Source organism: Actinacidiphila acidipaludis (assembly GCF_019890725.1).
Taxonomy (GTDB): domain Bacteria; phylum Actinomycetota; class Actinomycetes; order Streptomycetales; family Streptomycetaceae; genus Actinacidiphila; species Actinacidiphila acidipaludis.
Genome location: NZ_JAINZZ010000011.1, coordinates 73,282 through 92,510 on the forward strand (window position 1 = coordinate 73,282; position 19,229 = coordinate 92,510).

The window sequence follows — 19,229 nt, forward strand, 5'->3', positions numbered from 1 at the left end:
CCCCGGCCGGCGACAGGAACTACGAGGGCCCGCACGCGACGCGCGTGCGGGCCCTCGTAGTTCCGGCTGCCGGGCCGGGTCAGCCCGGCGACAGGCGGTACAGCACCGCGCCGCCCGCGTCGAGTTCGACGTCCAGCACGGCGGGCCGGCGCACCGGCCGGTAGCCGCCGTCGGCGGGCACGAACCGGTCGACGCCCGCCACGTGCGCCGGGTTGGTGCCCAGGTGGACCGTCGCGGCGGCGTCCGGGTCGCGGTTGGCGACGAGCAGGTACCGGGTGCCGTCGTCCTGGGCGGACCTGAAGATGCCGAGCACCGCCGCGTCCCCCGTGGCGGAGGTCAGGTGCTCGCCGGCGGTGAAGGCGACGGCGCTGGGCGGCAGCGGGGTGTCGTTGGCGTGCTGCACCGACTCCGAGACCAGCGGCTTGAGTTGGCGGCCGACCGGCTGCAGCCAGTGCCGGTTCAGCGTCTTCGCCGCCCCGTACAGCGGGGTGCGCTTGCCGTCGACGCTGATCAGCGCCTGCGTGAACCCCTCGCCGCGGGCCGGGTCGGGCGTCCAGTAGGTGAAGTACTGGATGCCCTTGCAGCCGTAGGCGAGGCTGATGTTGACCTGCCAGGCGAGCTGGGAGGCGGTCGGCACCCGGTGGCCGTTGTAGCCCACCGACTGGACGTAGGTCCACGCCGGGAGGCCGGACTTCAGCGACGCGTCGCGGAAGATCGCCCAGTTGTCGAAGTAGTCGAGGTCGATGCCGTCACTGAGGATCGGGTAGCGGTCGAAGGAGATCAGCGGCGGCCGGACGGTGTCGATGTAGTCCTGCACGAAGGCGGCGTACCCCGGGCCGTTGCCGGGCCAGAGGTTGGAGTACGGCAGGAGGTTCGGCGCCACCTGGCCGACGATGCGGGTGAGCGCGCCGACGGTGGGGAAGCGCGACTGCGCCGGCTCGTCGAAGACGTTGAACCCGGCGAGCGAGGAGTGTCCGGTGTAGCTGCCGAGCGCGGCCCGCACCCAGGCGGTGGCGTCGGAGGTGGTCAGCGACGACGGCACGCTCCGGTCGTCGGTGACGGCCATGTAGTGGGCGATCGCCTCGATGCGCGGGTCGCCGGCGATCAGCACCCGCAGACCGGTCTGGTCGGCCATCTTCAGCGCCCAGCCGCCGCTCTGCTCGTCGAACTGGTAGTTGCCGGTGATCAGGAAGGTGAATCCGGCGTCGCTGATCTCCTGGTAGCGCTCCAGGGTGGTCTCGAAGGGGTGCGGCGGCCAGAAGAGCCCGATCGGGAAGTCGGGGCCGCCGGTCAGCGGGAGGTCCGCGGAGGCGGCGGAGGCCGCAGGGGCCGCCGCGGGCGTGGCGCCCGCGGTCCTGCCTCCCGCGGAGGCGCGGGCGCCGGTCCCGGTGCCGGGGTCCGCGGCGGCATGCCCGGCGGACAGGCCGCCGGCGGCGAGCACCCCGGCCCCCAGCCCCGCGGCCTGCAGCAGAGTGCGGCGGTCGAGCGGGCGAGACGTGCCGGTGGACGAGGGTGTCTGCTCTGACATCTCTGACATGGCCTACTCCGATCGTTGGTACGCCTGTACGACGAGGGGTGGCTGCAGATCCGGTCAAGCGCGCCGGCGTGTGGGGCATCGGCGAAAAGGGCGGAGCTCTCCGAGGGAGCTCCGCGGCCCGCGCGGCCGCGGGCGGACGGCACACATGCTGGCAGACACCGATGATTCAAACAACCATCATGTGCAGACCCGATGAATGCATCATGCAGACCCCGCGGAGCGCGTCGCGCGACCGCGCGGAACCCGTCGCGGGGAGGGGGCTCAGCGCGCGCGGCGCCCCTTCGCCACGTGCCCGCTCGCGATGTGCCCGGTCAGGGCCATGGACGCGCTCGCGCGCGGATAGGTCAGCTGGGCCACGCGGACGTAGAGGCAGTCGATGAGCACCAGCACCGAGTGCCGGGCCCCGATGCTGCCGGAGCGGAAGCTGGTCTCCCCGGTGGTGGCGATGAGCCGGATCTCCGCCGCGCGGGCCAGCGGCGACTTCGGGTCGGCGGTGATCGCGACCGTGGTGGCGCCCCGCTCGCGGGCGAGCTCGAAGGGCTCGATCGTCTCCCGGGTCGATCCCGAGTGGGAGATGCCGATGGCCGCGTCGGCGGGCGTCAGCAGGGCCGCCGAGGTGGCGGCGGCGTGCACCTCGTTCCAGCCGCGCACCGCGCAGCCGATGCCGAAGAGCCGCAGTTCGGTCTCGACCGCGACGGCTCCGCTGCCGCCGACGCCGTACACGTCGATCCGCCGGGCCCGCGCGACGGCCTGCGCGGCGCGTTCCAGCGCGGCGAGGTCGACGGTCTCCAGCGTCCGCTGCACCGCGCCCAGATCGGCCTGGCCGACGACGGTGACGACCCGTTCCAGGTCGTCGTCCGGTGAGATGTCCGGCCCTATCTCGGAGGTGCCCCAGTTGGCCTCGGCGCCGCGGGCCCCCTCGCGGGCCAGCTCGATCTGCAGGTGCTGGTAGGAGTCCAGGCCGACGGCGCGGCAGAAACGGGTGACGGTGGGCTGCGAGGTCCCGGTACGCCGGCCGAGTTCCGCGGCCGAGCAGCCGATCACCGAGCCGGGATCGGCCAGGACCAGGTCGGCGACCTTGCGCAACGAGCCGGTCAGGCGCGGCAGTTCGGCCCGGATGAGCGCCGTGACGTCCGAGCGCGCGGCCCCCTGGCCGAAGCCCTTGGCATCCATGCGGCTCCCTGGTCCTTCGTGTCCGCGACCCTGCGGCCGTCGGGTGTGTGGTACCGGCGGTCGGTGGGCGCGGGCGCCGGTGCGGGCGGTCGGTGCGGGCGGTGCGGTCGACCGTCGGCCTTCGGCCCCTGAGTGGCGCGATTATGGCATTCGGATCGCACCGGTTCTACCAATTCGGCCATTCAGCGGCCGGCCCGCCGCGCCCGAGCCCTGGGGCCGGTTCCGGCGTGCCCGAGCCCCGGGGCGGCATCGGCCCGTCCGCCCGCCGATGCCGCCCCGGGCGGATGGGCCGATCCTGGAAAGAGGCAGGGGAAAGAGGCAGGGGAAAGAAGCAGGGGCGAGGGGCAGGACGTACGGGGCGGAGGCGAGGCTCATGGGCGACGGGGTTCCGGCGACGATGCGGGCGTGGGTGGCACGCGCGGACCGGCGCGGCTCGATCGAGGCCGCCGAGCTGCCCGTGCCCCGGCCGGGTCCGGGCGAGGTGCTGGTCCGGGTGCGGGCCTGCGGCGTCTGCCGGACCGACCTGCACGTCCGCGACCAGGATCTGCCGCCGCACCGGGACCGGGTGGTGCCCGGGCACGAAGCGGTCGGCACGGTCGTCGCGGCGGGCGGGGAGACCGCGGGGCCGGCGCCCGGCACGCTGGTCGGCGTTCCGTGGCTGCGCAGCACGTGCGGCACCTGCCGCTACTGCACCCACGGGCAGGAGAACCTGTGCCCGTACTCGGCGTACACCGGCTGGGACGCCGACGGCGGCTACGCCGAGTACGTGGTGGTGCCCGCGGCCTACGCGTACGAGCTGCCGGCCGGCTACCGCGACGAGGAGCTGGCGCCGCTGCTGTGCGCGGGCATCATCGGCTACCGGGCGCTGCGGCGGGCCGAGCTGCCGGAGGGCGGCCGGCTCGGCGTCTACGGGTTCGGCGGGTCCGCTCATCTCACCGCGCAACTGGCGATCGCCCAGGGCGCCGAGGTCCATGTCTTCACCCGCTCCCCCGCCGCCCAGCGGCTCGCCCTGGAGCTGGGCGCCACCTCGGCCGGGGACTCCGGGGCCACGCCGCCCGCGCCCCTGGACGCGGCGATCCTCTTCGCCCCGGTCGGCGACCTGGTCCCGGTGGTGCTGGAGGCGCTGGGCAGCGGCGGCACCCTCAGCATCGCGGGCATCCACCTGTCGGCGATCCCGTCGCTGGACTACCAGCGGCACCTGTTCCGCGAGCGGACGGTCCGCAGCGTGACGGCCAACACCCGTGACGACGGGCGGGAGTTCCTGGCCGCGGCCGGCCGGCACGGGGTGACACCCACGGTGCAGGTCTACCCGTTCACCAGGGCCGACGCCGCCCTCGACGATCTGTTCGCCGACCGGGTCAACGGCGCCGCGGTGCTGCGCGTCGCCGAGCCGGACTGAGGCCCCGGGCTCTCACGCGGCCGGCGGCGGTGCGGTGCTCTTGCGGACCACCAGGCTGGTGGCCAGTTCCATCCGGGTCGTGGTGGTCACCCCGGCCTGGAGCCGCAGCAGCATCTCGGAGGCCGCCTCGGCCATCTTCCGCAGCGGCTGGTGGACGGTGGTCAGGGCGGGCCGCGACCATTTGGCGACGGCGACGTCGTCGTAGCCGACCACCGACAGGTCGTGCGGTGTGCGCAGGCCCAGACTGCTCGCCGCCTCCAGGACGCCGATGGCCTGCAGATCGCTGCCGGCGAAGATGGCGGTGGGCCGGCCGGGGCGTTCCAGCATGGCCAGGGCCCGGTCGTAGCCGCCCTCGACGTGGAAGTCGCCGTGGGCGATGTGTGCCGGGTCGACCTCCAGGCCGGCCGTCGCCATGGCCGAGCGGAAGCCGTCGAGCCGGGCCAGCGAGCACATCATGTCCTCGGGCCCGGTGATGATGCCGATCCGCCGGTGCCCGCAGTCGATGAGGTGCCGGGTGGCGGCCAGTCCGCCGGACCAGTTCGCCGAGCCCACCGACGGGACGTCGGGCGCCGGGTCGCCGGCCGGATCGATGATCACGAACGGGATGGAACGCGCCCTGAGCTGCTGCTTGTACTCCTGCGGCAGCGCCGAGAACATCAGGATCACACCCAGCGGGCGCCGCCGCAGCACGCCCTCGATCCACTCCGGGCCGGGGGCGTGCCGAGTGCCGCTCTCGGTGAGCACGACGCCGGCGCCGCTGTCCCGCGCGACCTTCTCGACGCCGAGGATCAGCTCCATCGCCCAGATCGCGTCCAGCTCGTGGAAGACGATCTCGATCAGCGGCGCCTCGGGAGCCGATCGGGCGTTGCGCCGGTAGCCGTGGGCCTCCAGCAGCCGTTCGACCTTGCGCCGGGTGTGCGGGGAAACGTCCTGTCTGCCGTTGAGGACCTTCGAAACTGTCGGGACGGAGACCCCCGCAGTTTCGGCGATCTGAGCCAGGGTTACTTTCGCGGGCCGCTCCTCGTCATCCATGGCACGGCAGCGTACGACACATCTCCAGGTAACGCTTGAATAACCCGAGCCGGGAGGGTTGACCCCTCCACGAGTGGACCTTAGCGTCACAGCGCGCAGCAAATTTCGGCGATGACGCCGAAAACTTTCGGAAAGGCTGGACGATGAAGAAGCGCGCATGGCTCTCACGCGCCGCGGCTGGCGGCGTGACGCTCGCACTCGGTCTGTCCCTGGCCGCCTGCGGTGGCAGCAGCTCCGGCAGCGGCGGCTCCGGCACCTTCAAGGTTCTTGTCTACGGTGACGCGAGCAACAAGGTCGAAAAGCAGATCGTCGACACGTTCAACAAGACCTCGAAGGTCAAGGCGGTCCTGCAGACCATCCCCGGTGCGGACTACCAGCAGAAACTGCAGACGATCATCAACACCAAGCAGGCCCCCGACGTCTTCTTCAACTGGGGCGGCGGCAGCATCGCGCCCTTCGTCAAGGCCGGCCTGCTCATGCCGCTGGACGACTTCATCGCCAAGGACCCGAACCTGAAGTCCAAGTTCCTGCCGTCCGTGTTCAACAGCGCGGTCGTGGACGGCAAGTCGTACGGCATACCGATGCGCGGCACCCAGCCCGTGCTGCTCTTCGACAACCAGAAGGTGCTGTCGGACGCGGGCCTGACCGCCCCCAAGACCTGGGACGACCTGCTCAACGCGGTGAAGGTCCTCAAGGCCAAGCACATCACCCCGATCGCGCTCGGCGGCGGCGACCAGTGGCCGACCCTGATGTGGTACGAGTACATGTACGACCGCATCGCGGGCCCGGGCCTGTTCGAGAAGGCCATGGGCGGCGACAAGTCCGCCTGGGACAGCGACGACAGCCGCAAGGCCCTGTCGCAGCTCAAGCAGCTCGTCGACGCGGGCGCCTTCGGCAGCAACTTCGACTCGGTGAAGTACACCGACGGCGGCTCGGTCGCGCTCGTCGCCCAGGGCAAGGCCGGCTTCGAGCTGATGGGCTCCTGGTACTACTCCCAGCAGCAGCAGGACAACCCGGACTTCGCCAAGAGCGGCCTGGGCTACAGCTCCTTCCCGACCGTCTCCGGCGGCAAGGGCGACCCGAACGACGTCGTGGGCAACACCAACAACTTCTACTCGGTGCTGAAGAAGACCAAGTACCCGGACGCGGTGGCCCAGTTCCTGAAGCTCCAGTACTCCGACGAGTTCGTCAAGGCGCAGATGGCCATCGGCAACCTGCCCACCACGACCAACACCCAGAACTTCCTGGACACCTCGGCCAGCCCGGACTACTCGAAGTTCCAGTTCAACCTGGTCAAGTCGGCGCCCTCGTTCCAGCTCTCGTGGGACCAGGCCTACCCGCAGACGGCCAGTGAGGCCATGCACACCGCGGTCCAGGAGTTCTTCGACGGCAAGATCGACGCCGACGGATTCATCAAGGCCATGCAGGCCCTGCCCACGTCCTGAACCGGGAACCCGACATGACCACCTTTGCTGACACCAGGGTGGAGAGGAGGCGCCGGCCCGCACGCCGGACCGGCGCCACCGTCGCCCGCCCGGGCTTCGTCTGGGCGGCGCCCGCCACCTTGTTCTTCCTGCTCTTCGCCGTGCTCCCGCTGGTCCTGGTCGCGGTGCTGTCCTTCACCGACTGGGACGGCCTGGGCGCGCCCCAGTACGCCGGCCTGGACAACTGGAAGGCGCTGATCCACGACCACACCATGATCCAGAGCCTGTGGCTCAGCGTGCTGATCACGGTGCTGGGCGTCGCCGTGCAGACACCGCTGAGCATCCTGCTCGGCGTCTGGGCGGCCGGCCACCAGCGCAACCGGGCGATCCTGTCCGCGGTCTACTTCGTGCCGCTGCTGCTGTCGGCGACCGCGGTCTCCATCCTGTGGCGGGCCCTGCTCGACCCCAACTTCGGTGTGCCGTCGCAGGCCAGGTGGCTGTTCGGGGACGGCAACCTGTTCGGCAAGCAGGCCAGCGCCATCGGGGTCCTGGTCTTCGTGGGCGCCTGGCAGTACACGCCCTTCCACACGCTGATCTACCAGGGCGCGGCCCGCGCCATCCCGCAGGTGCTCTACCAGGCGGCGCAGATCGACGGCGCGAGCACCGTGCGGCAGTTCTGGCACATCACCCTGCCGCAACTGCGCAACACCATGATCACCTCGATGATCCTCATGGTCGTCGGCGGTCTCACCACGTTCGACACGGTGCTGATCCTCACCCAGGGCGGTCCGGGCACCGACACCACCATCAGCGCCTACTACATGTACGAACAGGCGTTCAAGAGCTTCGACTTCGGCGGCGGCTCGGCCATCGCCCTAGTGCTGGTGCTCGTCGCCACCGTCATCTCGCTGATCGTCGTCAAGGTCTCCGGCTACGACAAGATGCGCAGCTCGTCGGAAGGGCTGTGATGAAGCGCCGTCCCAACTACCTCGCCGGACTCGGGTCCCTGGTCTGGCTGTTCCTGATCGGCCTGCCGCTGTACGTGATGCTCGCGGCCACCCTGCAGGACCGCTCCGACTACGCGGCGAACGGCCCGCTGGCCTTCCCCAAGCACATCACGCTGCACAACTACACCCAGGACTTCTCCAACGGCTTCGGCCACTTCTTCCTGAACACCGTGCTGGTCACCGCGGCGGTCGTGGCGATCGTGCTGCTGGTGATCCCGCCGCTGTCCTACGCCATCGTGCGCAGCCGCGGCCCGATCACCACCGGCGTCTTCCGGCTCTTCCTGCTCGGCCTGGCGATCCCGGCGCAGGCCGTGATCGTCCCGATGTTCTACGTGATCAGCAAGGCCGGCCTCTACGACAACCTGATCGGCGTGATCCTGCCGACGGCGGCCTTCTCGCTGCCGGTCTGCGCCCTGGTGCTCACCGGGGTGATGCGGGACATCACCAGCGACCTCTACGAGGCCATGGCGATGGACGGCGCCTCGCCGTCCCGGGTGTTCTTCCAGCTCGTGCTGCCGCTGTCCAAGGGCGGGCTGTCCACCATCGTGGTGTTCTCCGCGCTCCAGGCGTGGAACGGCTTCCTCTTCCCGCTGGTGCTGACCCAGTCCGACTCGTCGAAGGTCATCACCCTGGGCCTCTTCAACTTCCAGACCGAGCACGGCATCGACATCCCCGGCCTGCTGGCCGCCGTCGTCCTGTCGATGCTGCCCATCTTCATCGTCTACCTGTTCGCCCGCCGTGCCCTGGTCCAAGGGCTCATGGGCGTCGGAGGAAAGTGACCGACACCGTGGTCGAAGTGACAGAATCCGCTGCCGCCGCCTGGCGCGACCCCGCCCTGCGGCCCGAGGCCCGGGCCGACGCCCTGATCGCCGCGATGACTCTGCAGGAGAAGGTCGCCCAGCTCTTCGGCGTGTGGGTGGGTGCGTCCGGCGAAGGCGGCGAAGTCGCCCCCCACCAGCACGAGATGGAGGAGGAGGTGTCCCTGGAGGACCTGCTGCCGCAGGGTCTGGGACAGCTCACCCGGTCCTTCGGCACCGCCCCCGTGGATCCCGCTCTCGGCGCGCTGTCGCTGGTGCGCACCCAGCGCAGGATCGCCGCGACCAACCGTTTCGGCATCCCGGCCGTCGCCCACGAGGAGTGCCTCGCGGGCTTCGCCACCTGGGGCGCCACCGCCTACCCGGTCCCGCTGACCTGGGGCGCCACCTTCAACCCCGAGCTGGTCCGCGGCATGGCCGCGCGGATCGGCCGGGACATGCGCTCGGTCGGCGTCCACCAGGGCCTGGCGCCCGTCCTGGACGTGGTGCGCGACGCCCGCTGGGGACGGGTGGAGGAGACCATCGGCGAGGACCCGTACCTGGTCGGCACGGTCGCCACCGCCTACATCCAGGGTCTGGAGTCTGCCGGGATCGTCGCCACCCTCAAGCACTTCGCCGGGTACTCGGCCTCCCGCACCGGCCGGAACCTGGCGCCGGTCGGCATGGGCGCCCGGGAACGCGCCGACGTCATGCTGCTGCCGTTCGAGATGGCGGTCCGCGAGAGCGGCGCCCGCTCGGTCATGCACGCCTACACCGACACCGACGGCGTGCCGTCCGCGGCCGACGAGCGGCTGCTGACCGGTCTGCTGCGGGACACCTGGGGCTTCACCGGCACGGTCGTCGCCGACTACTTCGGCATCGCGTTCCTCAAGACCCTGCACGGCGTGGCCGGCACCTTCGGCGAGGCGGCCGGCGCCGCGCTCGCGGCCGGTGTCGACGTCGAACTGCCGACCGTGAAGACGTTCGGCGAGCCGCTGCTGAAGGCCATCGCCGACGGGCAGGTGGACGAGGCGCTGGTGGACCGCGCGCTGCACCGCGTCCTGACGCAGAAGGCCCAGCTCGGCCTGCTCGACCCCGACTGGGACCCGGTGCCCGCCGCGCTGGCCGGTGCGGGCGAGGACGTGGAGACCCTGCGCGGCACCGTCGGCCTGGACAGTGCCGGCAACCGCGAGGTCGCCCGTCAGGTCGCCGAGCAGGGCGTGGTGCTGCTCCGCAACGACGGCATCCTGCCGCTGGCCGCGCGCCCGAGGATCGCGCTGATCGGCCCCAACGCCGACAGCGCCATGGCCGTGCTGGGCTGCTACGCCTTCCCGGTGCACGTGGGCACGCAGTACCCCGAGATCCCGGTCGGCATCGACCTGCCCACGCTGCGCGAGGTGCTGGCGGCCGAGTTCCCCGGCGGTGAGATCGTCACCGCCGAGGGCTGCGGCGTCGACGAGGCGGGCACCGGCGGCTTCGCCGAGGCGGTCGCGGCGGCCCGGGAGGCCGACGTGGTCGTGCTCGCCCTCGGCGACCGGGCCGGACTGTTCGGCCGCGGCACCAGTGGCGAGGGCTGCGACGCCGAGTCGCTGGCCCTGCCCGGCGTGCAGCAGCAGTTGCTCGACACGCTCCTGGACACCGGCACCCCGGTGGTCGTCACGCTGCTCGCCGGACGTCCGTACGCGCTGGGCCGCGCGGTCGGCGAGGCGGCGGCGATCGTGCAGTCGTTCTTCCCCGGCGAGGAGGGCACCGCGGCGATCGCGGGCGTGCTCAGCGGCCGGGTCAACCCGTCGGGCCGGCTGCCGGTCAGCATCCCGCGGCGGCCCGGTGTGCAGCCGTCCACGTATCTGGCCGCCCGGCTCGGCCAGGCCACGGACGTCTCCAACATCGACCCCACCCCGGCGTTCGGTTTCGGCCACGGCCTGTCGTACACCACCTTCCAGTGGACCTCGCTGGACGTGGAATCCCTGCAGGCGGAGACGGACGGGGAGGTGCGGATGTCCTTCACCGTGCGCAACACCGGGGAGCGCGCGGGCGCCGAGGTCGTCCAGGTGTACCTGCACGATCCCGTCGCCTCGGTCGTGCAGCCCGTGCAGCGGCTGATCGCCTACCGGCGGCTGGATCTGGCGCCGGGCGAGGAGGCCCGGGTCCACCTGAGCGTGCCGACCGACCTCGCGTCGTTCACCGGCCGCGACGGGCACCGCGTCGTCGAGCCCGGCGACCTCGAACTGCGGCTCGGCGCCTCGTCGACCGACCTGCGCCTGACAGTCGGCTGCACGCTGACCGGCCCGGTACGGCGGCTGGACCACACCCGCCGGATGCACGCCGCGTTCACCGTCGCGCCGCGGACGGCCGACTGACCCGGGCACGTCATCGGGGCCGGCGGGCCCGCCGTCCGGGCGGACCTGCCGGCCCCCGGCGTTTCCGGGGGCCGAGCACCGCGGGCACGGGCGCCCCGGGGCCCGGCGCGAACCGGGCGCGGGACGGGCGACGCGCCCGGGCGCGACCGGCGCCGAGGGCGTACGCTGCACCGGTACCACGGGCGCACCGCGGATCCGGTGACCCCGCCCGGCCGAGCCCGTCGGAGGCGATCGCCCTGATCACGCTGGATCTGCACCCGATCTTCCGCAACAACCGCGACATCGACCTGGCCCTGCGGGAGACGCTGTTCCGCGCCGCCCGGACCGGCGAGGACGTCATCGAGATCATCCCCGGCAAGGGCACCGGCCAGCTCAAGAAGCGCGTGCTGGCGTTCCTCGCCCAGAAGCACATCAAGAAGCTCTACGCGCGCGTGGAGACCGACGCCACCAACACCGGCCGCGTACTGGTGCGCCTGCGCTGACTCAGCGGGGACAGCGGGCACGGCAGGCGCGCCGGGCATGGCAGGCACCGCACTTACGCTGGTGAAGTACCGGGCGGCGCACGGGAGTTGCGGGCGCCGGGCACGCGGGGACAGGCCGCGAAAGCGCTCAGCGCGGCCGGCCGGAGAGCCGGACGAAGCGGTGCCCGGCCGCCAGCATGCGCGGCAGCACCGCGGCGAGGCCCTCCGCGGTCCCGCCCTCGGGGTGGTTCATGTGGCAGATGACGACCGCGCCGTGCGGCGCCGCCCCGACGGTGGCCCGCACCTGGGCCGGACTGAAGGTCGCGCCGCCGTCGCCGTTCACCGAGAAGGCCGCCACCCGCTCGCCCAGGTCGGCGACGATCCGCGAGGCGACGTCGTCGCAGTAGGCGGTGCCGGGCCGGAAGAACCGCGGCGGGAGGCCCGTCAGCCGGGTGAGCTTGAGGTGGTTGCCGGCCACCTCGTCGAAGACCTCGCCGGCGTCGCGCGTGCCGGGGATGCCGTAGGCGGACCGTCCGGAGACCGACAGCGGACGGTGGCGCGTCCCGTGGTTGCCGATCTCGAACAGCGGATCGGCGGCCAGGCGCCGGAAGACCGACGGATTGGCGTCGATCCAGCGGGAGTTGATGAACAGCGTGGCCGGGATCTCGTGCCGGCGCAGCAGGTCGACCAGCGCCCGGTCGTACCCGCTGCCGCCGTGCCCGCCGCACGCGTCGAAGGTCAGCGCGATCTCGCGGCGGCCGGGCGGCAGCGCGCGCAGCACGCCGGGTGCGTCGAACCCCCAGGTGTGCGGGGTGCGGTGGCCGTAACGCGCCACGATCTCGGCGCGGGTGACGGGCAGCCGGGTGGCGGCCGGCTGCCCGGGTTGCTGCCGCGCCGGGCCGCTCGCGGGACGAGCGCCGGGAGCCGGCCCCGACCCGGTGAGGCCGGCCCCCGACGGGACCCGGTCCGGGTGGCCCGAGCAGCCGGCCGCCGGCATCGCTGCTCCGGCTGCGGCCGCTGCCAGCAGCGCGCGGCGGCTGAGCGCCATCGGCGCCTCCTCCTCGTCCGTGCCCGCGGCCGTCCCGTCCGCGGGGCGGGGTCGCGGGGCTCCGGCGCCGCCCTGTGCGCGCCGGTCGGGTGGGAAGAGGGCAGGACACCCGCGTGCGTTCCACCCGTGCGCCGGCGCAGGATGGGAGCGCGCCCGGCGCGGTCACCAGGAACACGGGGAGACCACCGGGCGACGGCGTGGCGGGCGGGGTCGCCGCGGTGACGGGATCGTAGGGACGACGCAGCAGGAGGTGGCCCGTGCGGGCCGTGGTGTTCGAGGAGTTCGGCGGGCCGGTGCGGGTGCGCGAGGTGCCGGAGCCGGCCGTGCCGCGGGACGGCGTGGTGGTCCGGGTGGAGGCGACCGGCCTGTGCCGCAGCGACTGGCACGGCTGGCTCGGCCACGACCCGGACATCACGCTGCCGCACGTGCCGGGCCACGAACTCGCCGGCGTGGTCGAGGCCGCCGGTCCCGGCGTCACCCGGTGGCGGCCCGGCGACCGGGTGACCGTCCCGTTCGTGTGCGCGTGCGGGCGCTGCCCGGCCTGTGCCCGCGGCGACCAGCAGGTGTGCGAGAACCAGCAGCAGCCCGGCTTCACCCACTGGGGCTCGTACGCGCAGTACGTGGCCCTGCACCAGGCGGACGTCAACCTGGTGGCGCTGCCCGACGGCATGGCGTACGCCACCGCGGCCGCTCTCGGCTGCCGGTTCGCCACCGCCTACCGCGCGGTGGTCTCCCAGGGCCGCGCCCGGCCCGGCACCTGGGTGGCCGTGCACGGCTGCGGCGGCGTCGGCCTGTCCGCGATCATGATCGCCGCGGCCCTCGGGGCCCGGGTGGTGGCGGTCGACACCTCCGCGGCCGCGCTGGAGCGGGCCAGGGCGCTGGGCGCGGCCGTGTGCGTCGACGCCGCGGACACCGGCGGCGACACCGCGGCCGCGGTGCGCGAGGCGACGGGCGGCGGCGCCCATGTGTCCCTGGACGCGCTGGGGTCGGCGCGGACCTGCGCCGCGTCCGTCGCCGGGCTGCGGGTGCGCGGCCGTCACGTGCAGGTCGGCCTGCTGCCGGGCGGTGCGACGGCGGTTCCGATGGACCGGGTGGTCGCCCTGGAACTCGAACTGCTGGGCAGCCACGGCATGGCCGCGCACGCCTACCCGGAGATGATGCGCCAGGTGGCGGCGGGGGTGCTGCGGCCCGATCTGCTGCTGGGCGACCGGATCGGGCTCGACGAGGCGCCTGCCGCGCTGACGGCGCTGAGCGACGGTTCGCCGGCGGGGATCACCGTCATCGAGCCGCCGCGCTGAGCCGGCGGGACCGTCGCGAGGGCCGGGGGCGGACCACCCGCCTCCCGGCCCCGGTCACCACTCCCAGTCGGGGGCCAGTGCGCAGGCCATGAAGTGCGTCAGGGCCCATCGCTCCCAGACCCGGGCCTGGACGCCGACGGCGTTCACCATGAACCGGCGGCACTCCGCGCACTCCTCGCGGGGCTTGGGTTCCGCTCCGTGCTCGTCGAGGTGGTGGGTGGCCCAACCGTAGAGGAAAGCACCGGGGTTGGGCGTGGCGGGATCGCGGAAGCGCGCCTCCAGTTCGCCACAGCGGGCACATTGCAGGCCCTCTACACCTCTGCTCACGTCACGAGCCTACGGTGTCCCACCCGGCGACGGGCGAAATTCCCCGCAGTGCCCTCGAACGGGCGGCCGACCGGGGCCCCTCGGCGGCGCACCGCGTCAACGGACAGCGCACGCACAGGGATTGACAGTGTTCGGGCGGGACGGCCAGACTCCCCGGGAGAGCGCTCTCCAGATCACCTCCCGGCACAGCACGCGCCGTTCGCACCGCGCGCACCGTTCACGTCACGACGACCGCACCGCGGTGCGCTCGGCGCGGCCGAGCCCGGAGCCTCCCCCCAGCCGGTGCCGTGACGCCGCCGCCCACCGGGCGGCGGCGTGCCCGCGCGGCACCGGCATCAGACCCCGTGGAGTTGCAGATGAGCCTTCTGTCCCGCCTGCTCAGCACGATGAGACGGCACCGGCCGCTGACCGCGGTCGTGGCCGTCATGGCGCTCGCGCTCGGCGGCGCCCTCAGCGCCACGACCGGCACCGCGCAGGCGGCGGACACCCTGCTGTCGCAGGGCAGGACCGCCACCGCCTCGTCCACCGAGAACGCCGGCACCCCCGCCTCCGCCGCCGTCGACGGCGACACCGGCACCCGCTGGTCGTCGGCCGCCTCGGACCCGCAGTGGCTGCAGGTCGACCTCGGTTCGACCGCCACGATCAGCTCCGTCACCCTCAACTGGGAGGCGGCGTACGGGAAGGCGTTCAAGATCCAGGTCTCCGGCGACGGCCAGAACTGGACGGACGTCTACTCCACCACGACCGGCACCGGGGGCGTGCAACAGCTCGCCGTAAACGGTTCCGGGCGTTATGTCCGGATGTACGGGACGGCCCGCGGCACCGGCTACGGCTACTCGCTGTGGGAGTTCCAGGTCTACGGCAGCCAGTCCGCGTCCGGCGGCTGCGGCACCACGAACGCCGCCCTGAACCGCACCGCGACGGCGTCGTCCACCGAGAACGCCGGCACCCCGGCGTCCGCGGCCTTCGACGGCGACACCGGCACCCGCTGGTCGTCGGCCGCCTCGGACCCGCAGTGGCTGCAGGTCGACCTCGGCGCGTCGGCGACGGTCTGCCAGGTGAGCCTCACCTGGGAGACCGCCTACGCCACGGCGTTCAAGATCCAGGTCTCCGCCGACGGCCAGAACTGGACGGACGTCTACTCCACCACCACCGGCACCGGCGGCACCCAGACGCTCCCGGTCAGCGGCACCGGACGCTACGTGCGGATGTACGGCACCGCGCGGGCCACCGGATACGGCTACTCCCTCTGGGAGTTCGGGGTGTACACGGGCGGCGGAGGCGGCACCACCTCCCCGCCTCCCGGCGGCGGCGACTTCTCCGGCACGGTGATCTCGGCCTTCAAGCCGGTCAAGGCGTCCTCCTACGAGGGCGCGAACGCGCCGGCCGCCGCTCTCGACGGCCGCACCACCACCCGCTGGTCCAGCCTCTACACCGACAACGAGTGGCTCCAGGTGGACCTCGGCGGTCCGGCCACCATCAGCGGCGTGGTCCTCAACTGGGAGTCGGCGTACGGGTCCGGCTACCGCATCGAGGTCTCCGACAACGCCACCGCCTGGACGCCCCTCTACACGACCACCACAGGCAAGGGCGGCGTGGAGAAGCTCCCGGTCACCGGCAAGGGCCGCTATGTGCGCTTCTACGGCACGCAGCGGGCCACCGGATACGGCTACTCCCTCTGGGAGTTCCAGGTCTACGGCACGGTCGACAGCGGGGCGGCCACGCCGCCGATGCTCTCCGCTCCGACCAAGGCCCCGGCGACCACCGGCCAGTTCGCGCTGGGCGCCCCCGCGGACAAGGCCATGGTGACCAACACCCGCCGGCCCGCGCTGTCCTGGGCCGCGGTGGGCGGCACCGCGCACTACGAGGTGTGGATCAACATCAGCCGCACCGACTACGACTGGACCGCCTCGGGCAGCCTGCTCGACCTCTACACCAAGGTCGCCGAGCCCACCGGTACCAGCTACACGCCGACCTGGGACATCTCCGACCGCTGGACGTACAAGTGGTTCGTCGTCGCGGTGAGCGGCTCGGGGGCCAGGACCACGTCCGACGTCCGGCAGTTCAGCGTCTACCTGCCCGACGTCGAGCAGGTGGCCGACGGCGTGAACATCGTCAACGGCGCCCGCGACCTCAACAAGGACGGCACGATCGAGCCGTACGAGGACTGGCGGCTGCCGGTCGACACGCGGGTGAACGATCTCCTCGGCAGGATGACGCTGGAGGAGAAGGCGTACCAGATGTTCTACAACGTGCAGCAGTACCCCATGTCCGGCTGGCACTTCGGCCCCGCCCAGCCCGCCGACCTCAACAACGTGCTGCTGTCCACGGCCGCCACCCGGCTCGGCATCCCGCCGGTCTCCGCCGGCGACACCACGGCCGGCTACCAGACCACCTATCCGCTGCAGAGCACACTGTCCGCGGGCAAGGACTATCCGCTGGACTACCAGCTCGGCAACATGCAGCGGGAGGAGGAGCTGGAGGTCGGGGCGCGCGGCACGCTGTCGCCGCTGGCCGAGGTCGGCACCAAGGTGCTCTACCCGCGCATCCAGGAGGGCGGCGGCGAGAACGCCGACGTGGCCGCGGCCCAGCTGCGAGCTCTGGTCGCGGGCCTGCAGGGCGGCCCCGAGCTGAACCCGGGTTCGGTGCTCGCCACGGTCAAGCACTGGCCGGGCGAGGGGGCCGGCGGCGAGGCCGGGATCGTCTACGACGGGGTCACGATCAAATACCACATGATCCCGTTCAGGGCGGCGATGGACGCCGGCGCGGTGAACATCATGCCGGGCTACGCGGGCAGTTCGTACCTCGACCCGGGCGGCCCCGGCGCGGGCGACAGCGCGAAGATCCTCACCTACCTGCGGCAGAACCTCGGGTACACCGGGCTGATCACCACGGACTGGCTGCCGTCGAGCGCGTGGATCAACGCGGCCAACGCCGGCTCGGACGTGATGGGCGGCGCCGACCCGGGCGCCACCGGCTTCACCATGGCGAGCTTCGAGCAGCAGGTGCCGCTGACCCGGATCAACGACGCGGTGGGCCGGATCCTGAAGCTCAAGTTCGAGCTCGGCGTCTTCGACCACCCGTACGGCGACCCCGTGAACGGCCCGTACCGGTTCCACCAGCCGTCGTACGTGCAGCTGGCGAACCAGGCGTCGCGGGAGTCCAACACCCTGCTGAAGAACGACGGGGTGCTGCCGCTGAAGCTGAACTCGGGCGACAGCATCGTGGTGGCGGGCGACCGGGCGACCGACGGCGCCTCCTGCTGCATCTGGTCGAGCTACTTCCACCCGGACTACGGCTCCCTGGACCAGTTCGACGCCCTGAAGGCGAGAGCCGGGCAGAGCGGGGTGAACGTCTACCAGGGCAGCGGCCCGGCCCCGAAGGTCGCGGTGGTGTACGTCGGCGAACCGTCGTACACCCATGCCACCGCGTGGCCGGACACCCAGCCGTATCTGCCGGCCGACCAACTGGCCCTGATCCAGAACTTCAAGAACCAGGGCACCAAGGTGGTGGTCGTGCTGACGCTGCCCCGGCCGATCGTGATCAGCGACTGGAACAACCTCGCGGACGCGATCGTGGTGACCTACCGCGGAGGTGAGGAGGTCGGGCCGGCCACGGCCAGCCTGCTCTTCGGCGACTACACCCCGCACGGCCACCTGCCGTGGCAGCTGCCGCGCAGCCTCGACCAGATCCTCAAGCCGGGCGGCGGCGACACCCAGGCCGACGCCAACGAGGCCTGGGACCTGCCGTACGACCTGGGTGCCACGGCGGCCGAGCGCGCGGACATCCGGGCGCACATCGACGCCGGCCAGACCGTCCCGACGACGTACGGCAACCCGCTGTACCCGTACGGGGCCGGGCTGACGAGCTGGGCGGCCGGCTGATCCGCGGCCCGTCCCGCTCCACCGCCGCTGCCCGCCGGACGCGCTCCGGCGGGCAGCACGCGTCCTCCCCGGACGGACGAGCCGGGGTGCCGCCCCGGGGACCCTCTGCGATCCTTGCCGCGAGGCTTCCAGAAGGGCATCACAGGAAGGTCCCCGGAAGATGGCCGCACCTGTACGGACCGACCCCGCGCAGAACTACCCGGGGTTCATCGTCCCGGCCGGGCACACCGAGCCGGTCCCCCGCCGCATCCGCGCCTATCTCGACGGCCGCCCGGTCCTGGACACCCAGCGGGCCCGGTACGTCTGGGAGTGGCCGGGCTACCCGCAGTACAGCATTCCGGTCGAGGACCTGACCGGCGCGGTGCTGGAGGACGAGGGCCGTACCGAGGAGCGCGAGCCGGGGCCCGCGCGGCTGCACGCGCTGCGGGCCGGCGAGACACTGCGGCGCGGCGCGGCGTGGGTGTGGCAGCACGGCGCCAACGAGGGCCTGGAGGGCACGGTCCGCTTCGAGTGGAACGCCGTCGACGCCTGGTTCGAGGAGGACGAGCAGGTGTTCGTCCACCCCCGCAACCCCTACACCCGCGTCGACGCGCTGCGTTCGGGCCGCCGGGTGCGGGTGGAGGTCGACGGCACGCTGCTGGCCGACGCGCCGACGTGCGTGACCGTCTTCGAGACCGGGCTCCCCACCCGCTACTACGTCGACCGCGTCCATGTGGACCTGACGAAGATGCAGCCCTCCGACACCGTGACGGCGTGCCCCTACAAGGGCACCACCAGCGGATACTGGTCGGCGCACACCACCGCCGGTGTCCACCGTGACATCGCCTGGGCGTACGACTTCCCGACCCGCCAGCTGCAGCCCATCACCGGGCTGATCTGCTTCTACAACGAGCGCGTCGACCTCACCGTGGACGGCCTGCTGCTCCCCCGGCCCGCCCCGGCCAGCCCCGCGTCGCTGCGCAGTACGACGTCCGGCTCGTAGGTTCGCACGAGCGAGCCCCTTCGGGTGGTTCACCCGGTCCATGCGATGCGACAGATGACTTCCGCCTCGCAGATGCGGCACTATCATCGGCACATGCACACGTACCGGATCGGTGAGGCCGCCGCACTGATGGGAGTCAGCGCCGACACCCTGCGGCGGTGGGTCGACAGCGGCCGGCTGCAGGCCGAGCGGGACGAGCAGGACCGGCGGATCATCCCCGGGCCCGCGCTCGCCGCGTTCGCGCGCGAACTCAAGCGCGAGGAGAAGGCCCGCGCGGGTTCGTCGGCCCGCAACCGCTTCGCCGGGATCGTCACCGAGGTGATCCTCGGCGACGTCTCGGCACAGATCGAGATCCAGGCGGGACCGTTCCGGGTGGTGGCGATGATCAGCCGCGAGTCGGCCGAGGAGCTGGCCCTGGAGCCGGGCGTCCCCGCCGTCGCGGTGATCAAGTCCACCAACGTGGTCGTGGAGACGCCGTGACCGAGCCGGGCCCGCGCCCGGTC

Annotated in this window: 15 protein-coding genes; 10 read left to right on the forward strand and 5 right to left on the reverse strand. The window is 72.5% G+C overall.

All coding sequences use genetic code 11. From position 1 onward, the window contains the following. Positions 1 to 79 precede the first annotated feature (79 nt). Entirely contained in the window at positions 80 to 1,537 is a 1,458-nt protein-coding gene (locus K7862_RS12510; protein ID WP_222962591.1) for a hypothetical protein, read from the reverse strand. A gap of 261 nt (positions 1,538 to 1,798) precedes the next feature. After that, positions 1,799 to 2,710, reverse strand: coding sequence for a MurR/RpiR family transcriptional regulator (locus K7862_RS12515; RefSeq protein ID WP_222962592.1), 912 nt, complete (start codon positions 2,708 to 2,710; stop codon positions 1,799 to 1,801). Positions 2,711 to 3,107: 397 nt separating this feature from the next. Here K7862_RS12515 and K7862_RS12520 point away from each other — a divergent pair, with 397 nt between their 5' ends. Continuing rightward, the gene (locus K7862_RS12520; protein WP_222962647.1) at positions 3,108 to 4,109 is read left to right on the forward strand and encodes a zinc-dependent alcohol dehydrogenase family protein; all 1,002 of its coding nucleotides are present in this window, start codon (positions 3,108 to 3,110) and stop codon (positions 4,107 to 4,109) included. A 12-nt stretch (positions 4,110 to 4,121) separates the two neighbouring features. On the opposite strand, the gene K7862_RS12525 is transcribed toward K7862_RS12520, so the two are convergent. Further along, complete coding sequence (locus tag K7862_RS12525) at positions 4,122 to 5,141, reverse strand: LacI family DNA-binding transcriptional regulator (RefSeq protein ID WP_222962593.1); 1,020 nt, start codon at positions 5,139 to 5,141, stop codon at positions 4,122 to 4,124. 143 nt (positions 5,142 to 5,284) lie between these two features. On the opposite strand from K7862_RS12525, the gene K7862_RS12530 reads away from it, so the two are divergent. The 5 genes from K7862_RS12530 (at position 5,285) to K7862_RS12550 (ending at position 11,208) form a co-directional block, all read left to right on the forward strand. Beyond that, entirely contained in the window at positions 5,285 to 6,586 is a 1,302-nt protein-coding gene (locus tag K7862_RS12530) for an ABC transporter substrate-binding protein (protein ID WP_222962594.1), read from the forward strand. Between the two features lie 14 nt (positions 6,587 to 6,600). After that, entirely contained in the window at positions 6,601 to 7,533 is a 933-nt protein-coding gene (locus K7862_RS12535) for a carbohydrate ABC transporter permease (RefSeq protein WP_222962595.1), read from the forward strand. After that, positions 7,533 to 8,351 (forward strand): carbohydrate ABC transporter permease, encoded by an 819-nt coding sequence (locus K7862_RS12540; protein WP_222962596.1) that lies wholly within the window; start codon positions 7,533 to 7,535, stop codon positions 8,349 to 8,351. Before K7862_RS12535 ends, K7862_RS12540 begins: the two co-directional genes overlap by 1 nt. Continuing rightward, a complete protein-coding gene (locus K7862_RS12545) occupies positions 8,348 to 10,726 on the forward strand; it encodes a beta-xylosidase/alpha-l-arabinosidase (RefSeq protein ID WP_504740053.1) in 2,379 nt (792 codons plus the stop codon). The genes K7862_RS12540 and K7862_RS12545 overlap by 4 nt, the downstream gene beginning before the upstream one ends. A gap of 251 nt (positions 10,727 to 10,977) precedes the next feature. Beyond that, a complete protein-coding gene (locus tag K7862_RS12550) occupies positions 10,978 to 11,208 on the forward strand; it encodes a Smr/MutS family protein (protein WP_262413036.1) in 231 nt (76 codons plus the stop codon). A gap of 127 nt (positions 11,209 to 11,335) precedes the next feature. Here the strand turns inward: K7862_RS12550 and K7862_RS12555 are convergent, their stop codons facing one another. After that, entirely contained in the window at positions 11,336 to 12,235 is a 900-nt protein-coding gene (locus K7862_RS12555) for a polysaccharide deacetylase family protein (RefSeq protein ID WP_262413026.1), read from the reverse strand. Positions 12,236 to 12,492: 257 nt separating this feature from the next. Here K7862_RS12555 and K7862_RS12560 point away from each other — a divergent pair, with 257 nt between their 5' ends. Then, positions 12,493 to 13,533 carry a zinc-dependent alcohol dehydrogenase family protein gene (locus K7862_RS12560; protein ID WP_222962597.1) on the forward strand — a complete coding sequence of 347 codons (1,041 nt, stop codon included), beginning with the start codon at positions 12,493 to 12,495 and terminating at the stop codon, positions 13,531 to 13,533. Between the two features lie 54 nt (positions 13,534 to 13,587). Here the strand turns inward: K7862_RS12560 and K7862_RS12565 are convergent, their stop codons facing one another. Then, positions 13,588 to 13,860, reverse strand: coding sequence for a hypothetical protein (locus tag K7862_RS12565; protein ID WP_222962598.1), 273 nt, complete (start codon positions 13,858 to 13,860; stop codon positions 13,588 to 13,590). A 356-nt stretch (positions 13,861 to 14,216) separates the two neighbouring features. Between K7862_RS12565 and K7862_RS38455 the strand changes: the two genes are divergently transcribed. The 3 genes from K7862_RS38455 to K7862_RS12580 all read left to right on the forward strand — a co-directional run bounded on the left by K7862_RS38455 (position 14,217) and on the right by K7862_RS12580 (position 19,206). After that, a complete protein-coding gene (locus tag K7862_RS38455; protein WP_222962599.1) occupies positions 14,217 to 17,744 on the forward strand; it encodes a discoidin domain-containing protein in 3,528 nt (1,175 codons plus the stop codon). A 160-nt stretch (positions 17,745 to 17,904) separates the two neighbouring features. Then, entirely contained in the window at positions 17,905 to 18,726 is an 822-nt protein-coding gene (locus K7862_RS12575; RefSeq protein ID WP_222962600.1) for a DUF427 domain-containing protein, read from the forward strand. 93 nt (positions 18,727 to 18,819) lie between these two features. After that, the gene (locus tag K7862_RS12580) at positions 18,820 to 19,206 is read left to right on the forward strand and encodes a TOBE domain-containing protein (protein WP_222962601.1); all 387 of its coding nucleotides are present in this window, start codon (positions 18,820 to 18,822) and stop codon (positions 19,204 to 19,206) included. The last annotated feature ends 23 nt before the right edge of the window (positions 19,207 to 19,229 follow it).

Excerpts from the sequence above, each read along its gene's own strand:
- K7862_RS12515 (WP_222962592.1), bottom strand. The coding sequence starts at position 2,710 with ATGGATGCCAAGGGCTTCGGCCAGGGGGCCGCGCGCTCGGACGTCACG.
- K7862_RS12540 (WP_222962596.1), top strand. The coding sequence starts at position 7,533 with ATGAAGCGCCGTCCCAACTACCTCGCCGGACTCGGGTCCCTGGTCTGG.
- K7862_RS12555 (WP_262413026.1), bottom strand. The coding sequence starts at position 12,235 with ATGGCGCTCAGCCGCCGCGCGCTGCTGGCAGCGGCCGCAGCCGGAGCA.
- K7862_RS12575 (WP_222962600.1), top strand. The coding sequence starts at position 17,905 with ATGGCCGCACCTGTACGGACCGACCCCGCGCAGAACTACCCGGGGTTC.
- K7862_RS12525 (WP_222962593.1), bottom strand. The coding sequence starts at position 5,141 with ATGGATGACGAGGAGCGGCCCGCGAAAGTAACCCTGGCTCAGATCGCC.
- K7862_RS12520 (WP_222962647.1), top strand. The coding sequence starts at position 3,108 with ATGCGGGCGTGGGTGGCACGCGCGGACCGGCGCGGCTCGATCGAGGCC.
- K7862_RS12530 (WP_222962594.1), top strand. The coding sequence starts at position 5,285 with ATGAAGAAGCGCGCATGGCTCTCACGCGCCGCGGCTGGCGGCGTGACG.
- K7862_RS12580 (WP_222962601.1), top strand. The coding sequence starts at position 18,820 with ATGCACACGTACCGGATCGGTGAGGCCGCCGCACTGATGGGAGTCAGC.
- K7862_RS38455 (WP_222962599.1), top strand. The coding sequence starts at position 14,217 with ATGAGCCTTCTGTCCCGCCTGCTCAGCACGATGAGACGGCACCGGCCG.
- K7862_RS12535 (WP_222962595.1), top strand. The coding sequence starts at position 6,601 with ATGACCACCTTTGCTGACACCAGGGTGGAGAGGAGGCGCCGGCCCGCA.
- K7862_RS12510 (WP_222962591.1), bottom strand. The coding sequence starts at position 1,537 with ATGTCAGAGATGTCAGAGCAGACACCCTCGTCCACCGGCACGTCTCGC.